The sequence below is a fragment of the Sulfurovum lithotrophicum genome (assembly GCF_000987835.1).
In the GTDB taxonomy this organism is placed as follows: domain Bacteria; phylum Campylobacterota; class Campylobacteria; order Campylobacterales; family Sulfurovaceae; genus Sulfurovum; species Sulfurovum lithotrophicum.
This window is the reverse complement of sequence record NZ_CP011308.1, coordinates 906,569-920,643: the sequence shown is the minus strand read 5'-3', so window position 1 is coordinate 920,643 and position 14,075 is coordinate 906,569. Positions and strand designations below refer to the sequence as shown.

The window sequence follows — 14,075 nt, the reverse complement described above, 5'->3', positions numbered from 1 at the left end:
TGGGTATTTTCGGAAAACTTGCACCCCAAGGGCATTTCCGTTGGGCAGGTGCACCAGTAGGTGCATCGATGGTTTCTCCGTAAGTGCCCACGGTGCAATGGTTTGCGTAGCGTTCTGTAATCTCTAATGCATAATCCGGGATTACAATTCTATCATATCCATGTATAAGAGTATGCGGGATTTAGGTATAATACGCCCAATCCATGAACGAAAGAAAAATATATGTGTGATTTCAATACTTTGAGTGATGAAGAGAAGCTTCATTACCACACTCTGCTGCTCGATGCGGCTGAGAAATTCGGCGGAAAGAACTTCTTTCTGCAGCTTCTTGAAGCAATACGTGACACCAAACCCCATCCCCTGACTGCTGCAAACCGTGAGTTCACCTTTGAGCTGGGAACGGTCAAGTGGAACAAGGTGATCTTTAACGACAAACTGCAGCTGTTGCAAAAAGCCCGTATCAACGAAGGAAAACAGAACAATCTGCTTCCTCCAAAAGACGAGAAGAGCTATAAAAAAGTCCTGAACCTTGTACGTACGCTCAAACCGATTGTATTTCATGTCAAACCAGCCCATAAAGAAGATGGCCCCGGTTTTTTCTTTCAGCCTTTTGTACGTGTAGATGACGAGACTACCAAACTCAATCCTCTCTTTGATGCACTCTTCTTCTGTGCTATTGAGACAGTGAAGAAAATACTCAACTACGAACCAAAGGCTTGAAATGGCTGACAAGGACGGCAGAAAAAGAAGCAATATAAAGTATGGGATGGATGTAGCCATTGTCCTGAAAGAGGACCAAAGCACAGGATACCTTACCTACGGCAAGGTCCAGAAGATCCTCACCAATTCCCCTACCCACCCGCACGGTATCAAAGTACGGCTCAACACAGGCGAAGTGGGACGTGTGAAAGAGATACTGTGACACTCTTCATCGACGGTGATGCCTTTCCAAATCTTCTTAAACCCATTGTACTTCGCAGTATCGAACGATTAGCACTTCCCACCAAGGTCATTGCCAACAAGAAGATCAATATAGGCAGGTCATCACATATCGAATACATCATTGTGGACCAGGGAGCGGATGAGGCGGATCACCGCATTGTGGACCTCTGTCAAAAAGATGATCTTGTCATTACCGCGGATATTCCTCTGTCCGACCGTATCATCAGTAAAGAAGGACATGCCATAGACCATCGCGGAGAGCTCTACAGTATTGAAAACATTAAACAGTATCTGGCTATGAGAAACCTGATGGAGAGCATCAGGGAGAGCGGAGAGATGACAGGCGGTCCCAAAGCATTCGGACCCAAAGATGCCCACGCCTTTGCCAACCAGTTCAATGCTTTTTTGGCTAAGAACTATCCAAAGTTATAATTGGGGTGATTCTTCTTTTATCTCCGCCCACTGGCTCAGGTCTGTTGGAACATTTTCCAGTTCGTTCTTTAATTTGTCCCACTCAATATAATCCGTATTGAAATTCGCAACATCCTCTGCTGCACGCTCAGCACTTTCGTAAGAGCCGAGCATCTCTTCATTGATCCAAAGATCGTATCTTTTATGCTCTATCTGTCTTATTTCAAATCTTCCGATCTCAGAATTATAGATATACATTTTCATTTCAAACTCCTCTTGGTAAAATCATATCTCTTCATACTCCAGATCAAAATGATACTCCGAGAAATTCCTCTCAAGCATCTTTTCAATCTTTTCGCGGTATTGCACTGCACCCAAAGTATTTTGTGACAGAAAAACAAACGCGACATCCGCTTCCTTTGCATATTCCCCACTCACATCGAGTACAGAAAGGTTAAAAACTTTCAATTTTTCCTTGATGCTGTTGACGACGCTCCTACGCCCTTTCAGAGAATGGACATACGGCAGTTCAATATGGAGTATACAGTTAGAGATAATCATGTATTATTATAGCATCATATGTGTCCCAACGGAAATACACGATCTACCTTTCAGATCTTTGTCCTCAAATATTTGGTACACGTAGGGTGTGCAACAGCACACCTTCCACACATTAGATTTTATATTTTAATCGGTGTGCTATTGCACACCCTACGCGGGTTTTTGGAATGATGAATATTTCCAATCCTCTATGGTTTCTGCCAAACCATGTTTCACGGGATTATTTTGCATATAATTTATCTTCTCCCACATATCTTTTTCATTTCGTATGGTGTGTTCATAATACCTCTTTTGCCAAATGGGTTTATGTCTTCTTTGGTATCTACTGGAAGATTGTGTTTCCTCTGCAAAATACTTTTCATCACAATGTCTGGAAAAATATGCCTTGACATACCCTATGATCTTAGGATACTCCACACTCACAGCAGGGGTGATAATCATATGCAGATGGTCAGGCAACACAACGATTTCTTCTATACGATAATCAAATACCTTCTTGCTCTGCCTGAAACTCTCTCGTAACAATGCTATATTTTCCACAAGTATAGGCTTGCGTCTGTGTGTCACCATCGTGATGTAATAGCTATAACCATCTTCAAATATTCTTCTATAATTTGCCATAAAACAATTTTATCGTATCGTATGATTCAATTTTAAAAATATGTCATATTGTCATATTCTTATTGATTTTATATTTATTTGGAATTTTGGTGTGCCAATGCACACCCTCCAGTTTGGTTTTGGATATTAGATTGCTTTATACATATTCGGTACGCGTAGGATGTGCAATTTGTTGGGGGTTTTATCGCTACATTGCATCACCGCAAATATTCGATACGCGTAGGGTGTGCAATTGCACACCTTCAATACGTTATTTTAGCATTTTTACGACATATCATTAGACCTATGTCGATATTTTCGCTTTTTTACAACATAGATTATGACCTATGTTGTATTTTTAGCATTTTTACAACATAGGTTTTTTATCCAATGTTGTATTTTAACTACTTTTACAACATTACCTATTGTATCATTAAACCTTTTTCTAATCTTTCAAAAAGTTTAGTATTAATAAAAAATTTGCTGTTTTTAATCTTGACCTCTTCAACAATACCCAATACCTCTAATTTCTTCAAATATCTTCCGGCAGTATCTCGATATACACCCAGTCCATCTACCAAAAAATCTATTTTCGTATAAGGGTGCATAAAAAGTATTTCGACGAGATCTTTACTGTAGATCTTCGGCAGTTCTGCTCTTATCTTCTCTTTCGTCTCACCCATGAGCGTGTGAATATCATTAACCAGCTCTATCGTCACCAGTGAAGTCTGCTCTACGCCGTCAAGCATATAGAGTATCCACTCTTCCCAGTTCTCTTTGGTTCGCACTTCCTGAAGCAGTCGGTAATAGTCTGCTTTGTTTCGGATGATGTAAGAACTAAGATACAAGATGGGGATGTCCAACAGCTCTTTGAGTATGAGGTACAAGATATTGATGATCCTTCCCGTCCTGCCGTTACCGTCATAAAACGGGTGAATACTCTCAAACTGATAGTGGATGATCGCCATATTGACAAGCGGATCGAGATCGTTAGGTTCATTGATGTACTGTTCGAGATTTGTCAGCAGTTCTTCTATGAGTTCATACTCCTGCGGCGGTGTAAATACTACTTCACCAGTTGCAGCATTTTTCAAAGTCGTCCCACTCTGCCGCCTAACCCCAGCATCATTCTGTTCCAATATCTTTTGAATAGTGACAATATCCCGCTTGAGTAAAAGCCCGGTATCCCGCACCAGCTCATACCCCTTGAGCAACGCCTCTCTATAATGGCTGCACCTCTTTAGTCTCATTCGTCACCGAAGCGATGTCAAGCCCTGCCCGAAACAGCTCATCATGCGTAGTGATAATATTCTCTATCTCCGAAGAGTCTTTTGCTTCCTGAAGCACCAAAGAATTGATGAGGATGTTCTGATTTGGGATGATCTGTGCTACTCCATTTAGTTTTGCTAATGCACGGTTGGCTGAGATGGTTTTTTTGAGGACTTTTTGGGTTTCAATATTAGTTAAATTTTGTAAATTATTCACTATTTTCCTCTTTTAAAAACTCTTCAAATATCTTAAATACTTTATCAAAGTTTTTGAAATCATCTTTATCTCCATTAGTGCATAACCAAGTACATAAATTTCCTTTTTCATCAGGATTTATATCATATCTTTTGGATTCGACTATCTCTTTACCTCTTACTGTTTTTTTTATTTCATCAGTAACATCAATATAGGTTTTCTCTACTTTCATTACTTTTTCAATAGTACTTTCTGAAAATAAATTTTCAATACCTCTATCGAAATAATTTTCTTTCATGTATGGAATAATTCTTTTAAAAACTCTATCGTTAGTTTTATTCTCAACCTTTGTATCACAATCATAAAGAAGAAGCATCTCTTGAGGGATGGCTTGTAAAAGATTTGTATTATGTTTCCAAATTTTATTTAAGTTTTGATAACCATCAGCATCAATAAATTTAACCTTTTCAATTAAATCTTTTTTATCAAATAATTCAGCTGCTTTTTTAATATATTTAATGTCATAGTCACCCTCTACAAAAACTAATGGCTTTGTACTATTTTTGATTTGTTCTTTTATTTCATTTTCATATCTTTCAGTCTCTTTTAAAACCTTATAAGCATTTTCAAACTCAACAAACCTTTCTGTAGTAATAAGCTCTCCATTTGGCATATTTCGAATCTCAACACCATCTACTCCAAATTCTCTCTCCATACCAAGTAAAAATAGAGGAGAATGACTTGTAATAATAAATTGTACTTTTGGAAATAGTTTTATGAGTTGTGGTAGTACTTTACTTTGTAAATTTGTATGCAAATGTATATCTATCTCATCAATAGCTACAATACCTACTATTTCATTTAAAGATTTAGAATTATATTGACATGCATGTCTTACTATATTTATAAATAGGTTCAACAAAACTGATTCACCCAAAGAAAGGTTACTTATTGGCAATAAAGTATTTGTTTCTTTATCTAAAATACTAACTCTATTTTTTCCTCTTTGTCCTATTTGAAACTCAATATGTTCATTATCTTTAACTTTTCTCAAAATTTCATTAATATTTGTCCAAAGTGTTATATCAAAAACCTTAGTTTGTACTTGCAATAAAATATTTGGATCTTTAAGACTTTCCTCAGCATTACTACCTATTAAAGATTGGATTGAATTTTGACTTAATATATAATCTAAAATTAAATCTAATACAAACTGTTTATTTTCATTATTTGAAGATATAATTTCTATCTCTTTTCTTAATTCTCCTCTATATCTAGTAGAGTCCATAAATCTTTCATCATGTCTAAATTCATCTACTTTCCAAAATGGTTCTTCATATCTATAAGCAGGCTGATAAAAATAAACTCCATTGAGCCAATTACTTTCTAAATCTTTTTTATTTTCATCATTTAAACTAGTAACTTTTTTTTCATTTTCTTTTGTCATAGATGTAAGTGTAAAGTTTGAAATATAAGTTTTTGGTTCATCTGCAATTTCTCCTACCTTATCTAAGTATTCAATTTTATTAGTACTATCTAAAAATTGTAAAGCTGAAAAACCTTTATCCTTTCCAATTTGTATATTTACTGCACCAGAAACTTTATAATATTTATGTCCCATTCCCTGAGAAACTTTAATATCATTAAATGCTGCACCACCTATTTCATAGAAACTATCAATAATTTGAGATAGCATAATAGTTTTCCCTGCTCCATTTTCACCTACAAAAATTATAGGTTTAGGATTGCCATCATCATTAAATGGTAATTCAATATTTAATTCTGAAATTGGTCCAATATTTTTAATAGCCATATGTTTTAAATACATTAATTTTCATCCTTTTTAACCTAAAAATACTTATTAGTACAATATAATAATTTAAAGTTTCTATTTCATTCCTAATCTATAAATCTCCCTCTGCAACCCAAAATACCTCTCACGGATATTGACTGCACCTTCAAATGCCTCTCTGAGTTCTGTTCTGTCCATACCAATGAACTTACGCCCATCAGTAAAATAGTATTCACGGACAATATTGGATTCCAGCCAGTTGCTGGATTTGATCTGAGGGTCGATGAGTTTGGCTCTGGTGTCTGCTTCGGTATATGCCATACGTAATTGCCCTCTCCCCCGTTGAAGTACTATATTTTAGCGTAAAAAAGTTAGAGTTGGCAAGATAAAAAAATAACATTCAGGGGTCTGTTACAATGAATGATTCACGGTCATTCGGGTGCTGTGAAAAGGTGTGCTGTTGCACACCCTGCAACAATATCATTGCGGATATCAAATTGCTATACATATCGGTTACGCGTAGGGTGTGCAACAGCACACCTTCTTACGATAAAGAACCAGCACAATACCATGCCGGCCAAAATAATACCGTTCTATTTCTCTCAGTTCAATACCCGACAGAAGTTCGGGTAGTCCGCCTTTTCGGATGTAGGACTTGAAGTTCCGGTAGTGTTCCCCACCCGCGATCCACTCGATAAAGTAGATCATCCATTTTGAGAATAGGGATGTTTTTTCACTCAGTTCGTAATCTACAATGAGAATGTCACCGCCCTCTTTTGTTACGCGTACCATCTCCTCGACAATCTTCCGGGCAGAGGTATGGTCTTTTTCATGCAGGGCAAAAGCGGTCATCGCCAGGTCGAACTTGGCATCTTCATAATGCATCTGTGTGGCATCCTGCTGTATACAGTTGGCTTTATGTTCTCCGGTTCCGGCAACTTCCAGCATCGCAGCAGAAAGGTCTATCCCCTCCCCGTAAAACCCATGCTTGCCAAGAAGTTTCAGCTGGTCACCCGTACCGCAGCAGACATCGAGGATATAAGTATACTTGTATTTTTTGACCAGTGACAACACACTTCTTCTGATAGGCTTGATAAAAGGCCCGAGAAGCCGGTCGTATATCCTGGCTGTATAGTGATATTCTTCCACTTTCCCTCTTTTAAATGAGGAACTCTTTTCTGAGTACCTCTTTGTCGATGACCTTGTCGTGCAGTGACTTCAGCGGCATACTCTTTTTGTAAACGATCTGTGCGGGGAGCATATAGTTCGGCAGGTGCTTTTTGAGCTCGAAGAGTATCTCGTTCTTGGCCAGTTCACGCTTAGCGCCGTAGACCATTACGATCTCCTCTTCGATCTGCTCGTTGGGAATGGAAAAGACCGCGCACTCCGTTATCTCTTCTATATTGGCATAGACCACACTCTCTATCTCATGGGGACTGACACGGAAGCCCTGGGTTTTTATCATGTCGTCCTTGCGTGAAACGAAATAGATATACCCCTCTTCATCGGCGTAAACATAATCGCCGCTGGCAATGACGATCTCATCGGTCAGCTGCCCCTCAGGGTGCAGTACCTTGTCCAGAATATGAATACTCTTGAAACGTTTTGCCGTCTCATCGGGTGCATTCCAGTACCCTTTGTAGATGCAGGCGCCGCGATGGATCAGCTCACCTACCTCTCTTGGCTTACACGCTTCCCCCTCCTCGTTGATGATGAAGATCTCCACATCGGGGATCGCCTTTCCTATGGAATTGGGGCGTATATGTATCTGGGAAGGGTCCAGGTATGCTGAACGGAATGCTTCTGTCAAACCGTGCATGGAGTAGAATGCCGTATCGGGGAAATGCGTCGTGATGTTCTTGACCATCAATGGGGTGATGTTACCGCCTGAAGAGGTGATCGCTCTAAGGTTTCTGAAATGTTCCGGCTGCGGGATGCGGTGCGGGTCTTCATCGAACATTTGGGTAATGTGTATAGGCATCAACGGCAGTACCGTGATGTTCTCATCGATCAGGTGTGAGAAGAAGTCTGCCGGAAGGACAAACTTATGGATCGCCAGTGTCGCTTTTTTATAGAGTGTCGTGAAGATCTGGTTCAAACCGTAGTCGAGATTGAACGAGAGGATACCTGAAATGACATCCTCTTTTTGAATGTTCAAATACTTTGAGACGATCCTCGCTCCATCGGTCAGGGCGCGGTGGTCTATGACGATTCCCCTGGGGTTTCCCGAAGAGCCGAAGCTGTAGGTAATGACGGCGTTGTCATGCCCTTTAACATCACATTTTACCTCAGCGGTGTAGCATTTGTATATCTCTTCAAAAGAGACATCACTCTGCTCACTGGCTTCATAGGAGATGATCTTTCCTCCAAAGTTTATCGCTTTGATGTTTTCTATTTTGACCTTGTCGGTAATGATACAGGAAATATTACAGTCATCGATGATGTGCTGGATCTGCTCGGGTTTGAGCAGCCTCGTGATAGGCACAAAGACATACTCAGTGGAGAGTACCGCAAGTATGGCGATGACCTGTTCGGCGCGTTTGTTCGAGTAAATGCCTATCCGGCTGCCTTTTTTCAGGCCCAGTGTCGCAAGGTAATGGGCGATCTGATCGACCTTTTTGATGAGCTGTGCATAGCTGTACTGTTCATGGCCGTGTCTGAGCCCGATCTTTTCAGGCTCACTCTGAGCTGCGATCTCCAATAGATTTCGAATACTGTTCACTGACATGACTACTCCTTTAGGGAACTTCCTGTAATACCATAGGTCCAGATCTCATAATTTTGATCAAGCAGAATTTTGGGGGCATGGTGGAAATGAAGGATCTTCTTGTAAAAGAAAAGAATGATGTCATCCACTTCTTCCTGCGTCAGTACCTTGGTGATACCACCGGTAAGCACGATACTGTTGAGGATCTCCAGATTCAGTTCTATGTAGGAAGCATGGTGCTTGGAGACTTTGTACAGTACGAGGAAGATCGCCAGCTGCATCAAAGTGCGTGTGGCCTTTTCGCTGTACTCTTCCAGGATGTTCTCCGTGACGTTCAAATGCTCCAGAAGCTCGAAAACGAACTCATTGTTCTTAGCTGTATGTACCAGACTTTCACGAGATTTGAAGACACCCAGTTTCTTGAAGACCAGTCTGTCATAACCGCTATCGGTCAGAATATTGTCGTTGACCAGGTCACGGCTGTAGTGGATGTCCGTGGTCGCCCCGCCGATATCCACAACGATGAACGGATCGGCTACATCCATATGTTCACTGATCTCTGAAAGCGAACGGTTAACGATGTAGGGTGTAGAGAAGATCTGGTTGGTTGTGATCCCATAGAGCTGCTTGATATCCTCTTTCCCCATGATATCTGCCTGATAGAGATCGGTCAGATAGGTTTTCAGCGCTTCTTCCTGGATCTTGAGCTTGTCAGAGATGACATTCTCAAGTACCACTATGTTTTCGATGTTCTCCTGCAGGAAAGGGGTACTTTTTTTCGTTCCCACATAGACGATATTCTGATAATTCACTCTGTCCAGATAGTCCAGGAGCTTTTCATCAAACACGTTTTCAACGCTGTCTATGCCCCCTACTATGATAACGACGTCGATCATCTCTGTCGGTACGGGTTCCTGCTCTATCTTTGGATACAGTACCGTATCGATGATGTTGATCCCCGAATTGAATGCAATGTTGATGGCATACTTCAGACTGAAAGAGTTTGTCAGCCCGATGATCAGCGTACTCAAGCCACCGTTGGCAGAAGAGCAGATATGAATATTTTCCTCACTATACTGTTCTATAAGGCTGGCACACTTGCTGCTGAGATCATCAAAGATATTTTTGTTGAAATCTCTGAAATACTGCTCGATCTCTCCTTCCTGGGCCACTTTGAAATAGGTACTGCCTATATCTATCATTAATTTACTACTCATAGCATGATCCCTATATCCTGAATGATCTTGTCCACCACGCGTTCTCCCTCGGCCAGTTTTATCTTCGAGCGTTCATAGGCGAAACTCTTTTCCGAAATAGGCAGTTTTCCTTTTTTCAGAATACGGATATTACTCTGCGGGTCACGGATGGTGATCACTTCATTCGCATTGATGATATGCGGTGAGAAAGGAATATCTATGTACCCTTTTTTAATGGAGTTGAAGACCTTTCTCCAAAGCGTATCCGCCCCGTCATTGAATACCGCTTCAAGGATCTCGTCGACTTCGTTAGTCAGATTCTCTTCCTCTTCCTCATCGCCGACCGTCGGCAAGCCTTTGAGCATACCCAGGGTATATTTCACATTGGCGACCGCCATGGCATTGGCCTCTTTGGTCGGGATACCGAAAGCTTCGTTCCGTGTCTTGGTGATGATCTTGTCAGCCCCGACCATCGCAGCGATCACGGTCGAAGTGTTGATAAGTGAATCGGAGTACTCTTTGTTCCTCGGGAAAGCCCCCATCCACTGGTGATAGACGAGATTGATCGTCGCATCTTCATGTCCGAACCTGTCAGCATACTTGCGGGCAAGCTTCTTGATGACATTCGAAGAGACGATGTCCTGCAGCATGGAACCTGTCTGGGAAAAACTCACAGAGAAGGACTTTACACCTTCTTCAAGAGAGAGCAGCATCTCCAAGAGCTGGATGACGATGACGATGGCCGGCGGTTGAAGCGTAGCAGAGAGCGGACCGAAAGATTCACGGTTGATCGGCTCATTGAGTTCAGAGTATTTTGCACAGACTCTCTCAACGTATTTCCAGTAGAGAAAAGCTTTGTCCATGGGGAAGTTTTTGGAATACGGAAGAAGGTAGGTAATAGGCCCGCCCTCGATCTCAAATATCCCCGATGCCAGGGCCGTTTCGACCAGCAGGCGTGCATCCGGCGTACCATGACGCAGACTGACAGGCGTATCATAATGCGTGATCATTTTCCTTGTGGTACGATATCCGTGGTTCACCAGAGGGTAGCCGTTGAGCATATCGACATCGTTCTCTTCAGAGAGTGCCAGCATCTTCTTCGCCGAAGCATAGTCATTCAGACGGGTATTGGAATCGATGGTCAGGGGAAGTACATCGACATTGGCCTCTTTAAACTCTTTGTAAAGCTGAAAGACTTTGTCGTAGGTCGGGAACCCTCCGCGCGGCTGCACCAGCATGTGGTCGGCTGTCTTGAACTTGTGGGAGATGAACAGGTTCTTACTCGCACCCCTGATGAACTCTTCCACCTCTTCAAAATCGAAACGGTCTATATACTCATTGTTGACGATGATCTCACGTTCACGCTGTAACAGACTCATTTGCGTGCCTCCAATGCGGCTTCGAGCTGATCGAGCCCCTCATTGAGATCGACCTGGTGAAAGACCAGATCAAAGCCGTAGTTCTGAAACTTCGGAACGATCAGTTCAGGATCCATTTCTCCCACACCGAGATTCCCGCCTATCATAAAAACCACATCCTTGAAATCGTACTGGCTTTTGAGTATCTTCAGGTCACGGCACCACCCTTCCGCCTCCCCATTGAGAGAAGAGATCAGAAGTACATCTGCATCGGTCTCTATCACCGCATCCATAAACTCTTCAAGGTAGGTATTCACCCCTAAATTGAAGACTTCAAACCCGCGCTCTTCCAACGAAATATCAATCAGCCTGTTGGCAACGACATGGATATCGTTCCCCACTACTCCGGTTACTACTTTCATCTATCTGCTTTATATATAAATTATTCATAATTCTATCTAATTATAGATTTTTTTTAGTATAATCATTCCAAAAAATATCTTATCGTACTACGTCATCCTGAACTCGTTTCAGAATCTCGTCGGGATTTATACGTGATTTTGAAACCGGGATAAATCCAGAATGACAGATGATCTAGTTATCCAAGGAACAAAAAATGCCCTTTTACACTGCCGACATTTCAGACGAACACCACGAAAAAGTACAGGTACTCTCCCCCGAATACCACTCTTACGGTGGTATGGAGAAATGCAAAGGCCCCATTGCCACGCTCAAACTCAAGGAAGAGAATTCCGACCTTATCAAAATGCTCAAAGAGCCCGGTGAGGGGCGTATTGCCGTAGTCGATGTCGACCGGGCACACTATGCGGTCGTGGGTGAGAACCTGATGAAATTTGCGCACGAGAACGGCTGGGCGGGCATTCTCATCAACGGCTATGTGCGGGACACGCACATTACCAAAACCATTCCCGTCGGGCTTTGGGCGCTGGGGACCTGCCCGCGAAAAAGCCATACCAAACAGCCGGGGGAACGTGATGTTACCTTCACTTTCGGTGGTGTATTTTTTAAAAACGGGGAAATTCTTCTTGCGGACCATGACGGTATCATTGTCATTGATGAAGAGAGTTTGGAGGGGTAACAGGTATCGGATAAACCGATCCCTATGCTAAGATCTATTTCTTAGACTTTTTACTTTTCTTCTTTGTTTTCTTTTTGCTGTTCTTCTTTTCAGCTTTTTTCTTTTCAGCTTTCTTCTTAGCCTTCTTTTTCTCGGCTTTTTTCTTTGCTTTCTTCAAAAGCGCTTTTTTCTCTTCTTCTTTCTTCTTTGAATCTTTAGCCATGATGACTCCTTTTTAACTATTGGAATAGTTACATCATAGCACTTTTCTCACGTATAAACTCTTAACTCCTTGATACATCATTAAGCAGATATGCTATAATCACTCATCATGAAAGAATTGTTTGCCCGGGAATACAAGCGTATCCTTCGCTATATCGAAGTTATTATCGTTATTATCTCCATCGCAGCAATCTACAATTTCGTCTCTCCTTCTTCAGAGCATAAAACCTTCTACCTCACAGGCTCCAGCTCTAAAGAGATAGCCAAAAATCTTGAAAAATATGGCTATACAGTCACCTTCATCGATCAGGTATTGATGCATTTGGGTACACTTCCCAAAGAGGGATGGTATCATGTCGAAGATACGGAGAAAAGCAGGTATTCATTCTTCTCCTCCCTGCATAAAAAAAAGGCCGATACTATGAAAGTGGTAGTTTATGCGGGGGAAACTGCCAAAGAGCTCTGCCGCCGTTTGGCGAATGACATGAAGCTTGACCCAAAGAAACTGCTTGAAGAATATGAAGCACGTTCGCGTTTCAAAGAGGGGGATATCTTTGCGCAGAGTTATACCCTTGCCAGAAAGGCGGATGCATTTGCTGTCATGCAGTACCTCTTTGATCGATCCGACAAAGAACTATTGACATTTGAAAAAGAATATTTCAAAAACAAACCGGAACGCTTCACCATCCAGATACTCCTGACCATTGCTTCCATCATCCAGAAAGAGAGCAATTCGGCCAAAGAGATGCCGTTGATCTCCTCCGTGATCTACAACCGTCTGGAGAAGAAGATGAAACTGCAGATGGACAGTACACTAAATTACGGAAAATATTCCCATATCATTGTTACTCCTGAGCGCATAAAAACAGACAATACCTACTTCAACACCTACAAATACAAAGGATTGCCACCCCTGCCACTGGGTACGGTCACCATGGAAGCACTCAGAGCAACGATGATGCCCGCAGAGAGCGAATATCTCTTCTTTATGCTTACCCCAAGCGGCGTGCACAGTTTTGCAGTCACTTATGAAGAGCATTTGAAGAACATCAGGGCATTCAGGGAGTACCAGAGAAAGAGGAAAGCGCAACAGGAGGCAGAAAGCAATGCAACGGTCAAAACCGATACAAACCGTACAAAGGTTTAGGGAATATCGGGAGGGGTGATCTTCTTTCCGAGTTTTGCATAGCTTTTGCCGATACGTGCAATGGCATCAAGTTCGAGCGTCATCTTCTCACTGTCCGTGATGATGGATTCATTGATGTAGAGGTGTTTGATCTCTATGATCACGGGGATGGTCTTGCTGCCTTTCAGGTCGACTTCCTGGAGGTATTCGCAGAAGAAAGCAGCCTTCACGCCTTTCACCATGGGAGGGAAACCTTCTACCACCTCTTCCATAGGGATATCGAAGAGTTCGCTCTCGCTGACATCGGCATCTACCCCTTTTGAGCTGAAATGCATCGCTTCAAGCTGTTCCTCTTCGATCATACAGACCACGCACTTCTTTGTTTCACGGAGATTGCGCAACGTATCTTTTGGCGTACCGTCGGGACGATGCCCTATGGAGACGATCATCGTGGGAGGGTTTGAGGAGAGTCCTGTAAAGTAGGAGAATGGTGCAAGGTTGAGAACCTCCCCCTTTGTAACGATCCAGGCAATGGGACGGGGAATGATGAGCTGGGACATCAGTGCATATTTTTCAGTCAGTACCCTGTTTTCAAAATCGATGATCATGCTTCTCTTC

General features: G+C 42.0%; 17 protein-coding genes and 1 pseudogene. 5 read left to right on the top strand and 13 right to left on the bottom strand.

Going from position 1 to position 14,075, the window contains the following annotated elements:
* Positions 1–222: 222 nt before the first annotated feature.
* Genes YH65_RS04430 through YH65_RS04420 form a run of 3 tightly spaced genes read left to right on the top strand, consistent with a single transcriptional unit; the run spans position 223 to position 1,374 of the window.
* The gene (locus YH65_RS04430) at positions 223–720 is read left to right on the top strand and encodes a hypothetical protein (protein ID WP_046550806.1); all 498 of its coding nucleotides are present in this window, start codon (positions 223–225) and stop codon (positions 718–720) included.
* 1 nt (position 721) lies between these two features.
* Positions 722–922, top strand: a complete 201-nt coding sequence (locus tag YH65_RS04425; RefSeq protein ID WP_046550805.1) for a YwbE family protein — start codon at positions 722–724, stop codon at positions 920–922.
* Entirely contained in the window at positions 919–1,374 is a 456-nt protein-coding gene (locus YH65_RS04420) for a YaiI/YqxD family protein (RefSeq protein ID WP_046550804.1), read from the top strand. The genes YH65_RS04425 and YH65_RS04420 overlap by 4 nt, the downstream gene beginning before the upstream one ends.
* On the opposite strand, the gene YH65_RS04415 is transcribed toward YH65_RS04420, so the two are convergent.
* From YH65_RS04415 to glmS, 11 genes and pseudogenes are all read right to left on the bottom strand, one after another.
* Positions 1,369–1,617, bottom strand: a complete 249-nt coding sequence (locus YH65_RS04415; protein ID WP_046550803.1) for a hypothetical protein — start codon at positions 1,615–1,617, stop codon at positions 1,369–1,371. The two genes, YH65_RS04420 and YH65_RS04415, sit on opposite strands and share 6 nt — an antisense overlap.
* A gap of 21 nt (positions 1,618–1,638) precedes the next feature.
* Entirely contained in the window at positions 1,639–1,914 is a 276-nt protein-coding gene (locus YH65_RS04410) for a DUF503 family protein (RefSeq protein WP_046550802.1), read from the bottom strand.
* Positions 1,915–2,064: 150 nt separating this feature from the next.
* Entirely contained in the window at positions 2,065–2,535 is a 471-nt protein-coding gene (locus YH65_RS04405; protein WP_046550801.1) for an REP-associated tyrosine transposase, read from the bottom strand.
* A gap of 401 nt (positions 2,536–2,936) precedes the next feature.
* Positions 2,937–4,002, bottom strand: a pseudogene (locus tag YH65_RS04400) (Fic family protein).
* Positions 3,992–5,806: an AAA family ATPase gene (locus tag YH65_RS04395; protein ID WP_046550800.1), complete on the bottom strand. Its 1,815-nt coding sequence runs from the start codon at positions 5,804–5,806 to the stop codon at positions 3,992–3,994. Before YH65_RS04395 ends, YH65_RS04400 begins: the two are co-directional and overlap by 11 nt.
* Before the next feature lie 60 nt (positions 5,807–5,866).
* On the bottom strand, positions 5,867–6,091 hold the full coding sequence (locus tag YH65_RS04390) for a hypothetical protein (protein WP_046550799.1): 225 nt from the start codon (positions 6,089–6,091) through the stop codon (positions 5,867–5,869).
* 192 nt (positions 6,092–6,283) lie between these two features.
* On the bottom strand, positions 6,284–6,919 hold the full coding sequence (locus YH65_RS04385; protein ID WP_052746089.1) for a class I SAM-dependent methyltransferase: 636 nt from the start codon (positions 6,917–6,919) through the stop codon (positions 6,284–6,286).
* Positions 6,920–6,929: 10 nt separating this feature from the next.
* Positions 6,930–8,498 (bottom strand): AMP-binding protein, encoded by a 1,569-nt coding sequence (locus YH65_RS04380; RefSeq protein ID WP_046550798.1) that lies wholly within the window; start codon positions 8,496–8,498, stop codon positions 6,930–6,932.
* Positions 8,499–8,500: 2 nt separating this feature from the next.
* A complete protein-coding gene (locus tag YH65_RS04375; protein ID WP_046550797.1) occupies positions 8,501–9,694 on the bottom strand; it encodes a glutamate mutase L in 1,194 nt (397 codons plus the stop codon).
* On the bottom strand, positions 9,691–11,052 hold the full coding sequence (locus YH65_RS04370; protein WP_011980776.1) for a methylaspartate mutase: 1,362 nt from the start codon (positions 11,050–11,052) through the stop codon (positions 9,691–9,693). Before YH65_RS04370 ends, YH65_RS04375 begins: the two co-directional genes overlap by 4 nt.
* Positions 11,049–11,453 carry a methylaspartate mutase subunit S gene (glmS, locus tag YH65_RS04365; RefSeq protein ID WP_011980775.1) on the bottom strand — a complete coding sequence of 135 codons (405 nt, stop codon included), beginning with the start codon at positions 11,451–11,453 and terminating at the stop codon, positions 11,049–11,051. The genes YH65_RS04370 and glmS overlap by 4 nt, the downstream gene beginning before the upstream one ends.
* A 194-nt stretch (positions 11,454–11,647) precedes the next feature.
* Here glmS and rraA point away from each other — a divergent pair, with 194 nt between their 5' ends.
* Positions 11,648–12,130, top strand: a complete 483-nt coding sequence (rraA, locus tag YH65_RS04360; protein WP_046550796.1) for a ribonuclease E activity regulator RraA — start codon at positions 11,648–11,650, stop codon at positions 12,128–12,130.
* A 34-nt stretch (positions 12,131–12,164) separates the two neighbouring features.
* On the opposite strand, the gene YH65_RS11530 is transcribed toward rraA, so the two are convergent.
* Positions 12,165–12,332 carry a hypothetical protein gene (locus YH65_RS11530; RefSeq protein ID WP_169745660.1) on the bottom strand — a complete coding sequence of 56 codons (168 nt, stop codon included), beginning with the start codon at positions 12,330–12,332 and terminating at the stop codon, positions 12,165–12,167.
* Between the two features lie 108 nt (positions 12,333–12,440).
* Between YH65_RS11530 and mltG the strand changes: the two genes are divergently transcribed.
* Positions 12,441–13,478, top strand: coding sequence for an endolytic transglycosylase MltG (gene mltG, locus YH65_RS04355; protein WP_046550795.1), 1,038 nt, complete (start codon positions 12,441–12,443; stop codon positions 13,476–13,478).
* On the opposite strand, the gene YH65_RS04350 is transcribed toward mltG, so the two are convergent.
* Positions 13,475–14,065 (bottom strand): flavin reductase family protein, encoded by a 591-nt coding sequence (locus YH65_RS04350; protein WP_046550794.1) that lies wholly within the window; start codon positions 14,063–14,065, stop codon positions 13,475–13,477. The genes mltG and YH65_RS04350 overlap by 4 nt on opposite strands.
* Between the last annotated feature and the right edge of the window lie 10 nt (positions 14,066–14,075).

Excerpts from the sequence above, each read along its gene's own strand:
- YH65_RS04430 (WP_046550806.1), top strand. The coding sequence starts at position 223 with ATGTGTGATTTCAATACTTTGAGTGATGAAGAGAAGCTTCATTACCAC.
- YH65_RS04425 (WP_046550805.1), top strand. The coding sequence starts at position 722 with ATGGCTGACAAGGACGGCAGAAAAAGAAGCAATATAAAGTATGGGATG.
- YH65_RS04415 (WP_046550803.1), bottom strand. The coding sequence starts at position 1,617 with ATGAAAATGTATATCTATAATTCTGAGATCGGAAGATTTGAAATAAGA.
- YH65_RS04410 (WP_046550802.1), bottom strand. The coding sequence starts at position 1,914 with ATGATTATCTCTAACTGTATACTCCATATTGAACTGCCGTATGTCCAT.
- YH65_RS04405 (WP_046550801.1), bottom strand. The coding sequence starts at position 2,535 with ATGGCAAATTATAGAAGAATATTTGAAGATGGTTATAGCTATTACATC.
- YH65_RS04395 (WP_046550800.1), bottom strand. The coding sequence starts at position 5,806 with ATGTATTTAAAACATATGGCTATTAAAAATATTGGACCAATTTCAGAA.
- YH65_RS04390 (WP_046550799.1), bottom strand. The coding sequence starts at position 6,091 with ATGGCATATACCGAAGCAGACACCAGAGCCAAACTCATCGACCCTCAG.
- YH65_RS04380 (WP_046550798.1), bottom strand. The coding sequence starts at position 8,498 with ATGTCAGTGAACAGTATTCGAAATCTATTGGAGATCGCAGCTCAGAGT.
- YH65_RS04375 (WP_046550797.1), bottom strand. The coding sequence starts at position 9,694 with ATGAGTAGTAAATTAATGATAGATATAGGCAGTACCTATTTCAAAGTG.
- YH65_RS04370 (WP_011980776.1), bottom strand. The coding sequence starts at position 11,052 with ATGAGTCTGTTACAGCGTGAACGTGAGATCATCGTCAACAATGAGTAT.
- glmS (WP_011980775.1), bottom strand. The coding sequence starts at position 11,453 with ATGAAAGTAGTAACCGGAGTAGTGGGGAACGATATCCATGTCGTTGCC.
- rraA (WP_046550796.1), top strand. The coding sequence starts at position 11,648 with ATGCCCTTTTACACTGCCGACATTTCAGACGAACACCACGAAAAAGTA.
- YH65_RS11530 (WP_169745660.1), bottom strand. The coding sequence starts at position 12,332 with ATGGCTAAAGATTCAAAGAAGAAAGAAGAAGAGAAAAAAGCGCTTTTG.
- mltG (WP_046550795.1), top strand. The coding sequence starts at position 12,441 with ATGAAAGAATTGTTTGCCCGGGAATACAAGCGTATCCTTCGCTATATC.
- YH65_RS04350 (WP_046550794.1), bottom strand. The coding sequence starts at position 14,065 with ATGATCATCGATTTTGAAAACAGGGTACTGACTGAAAAATATGCACTG.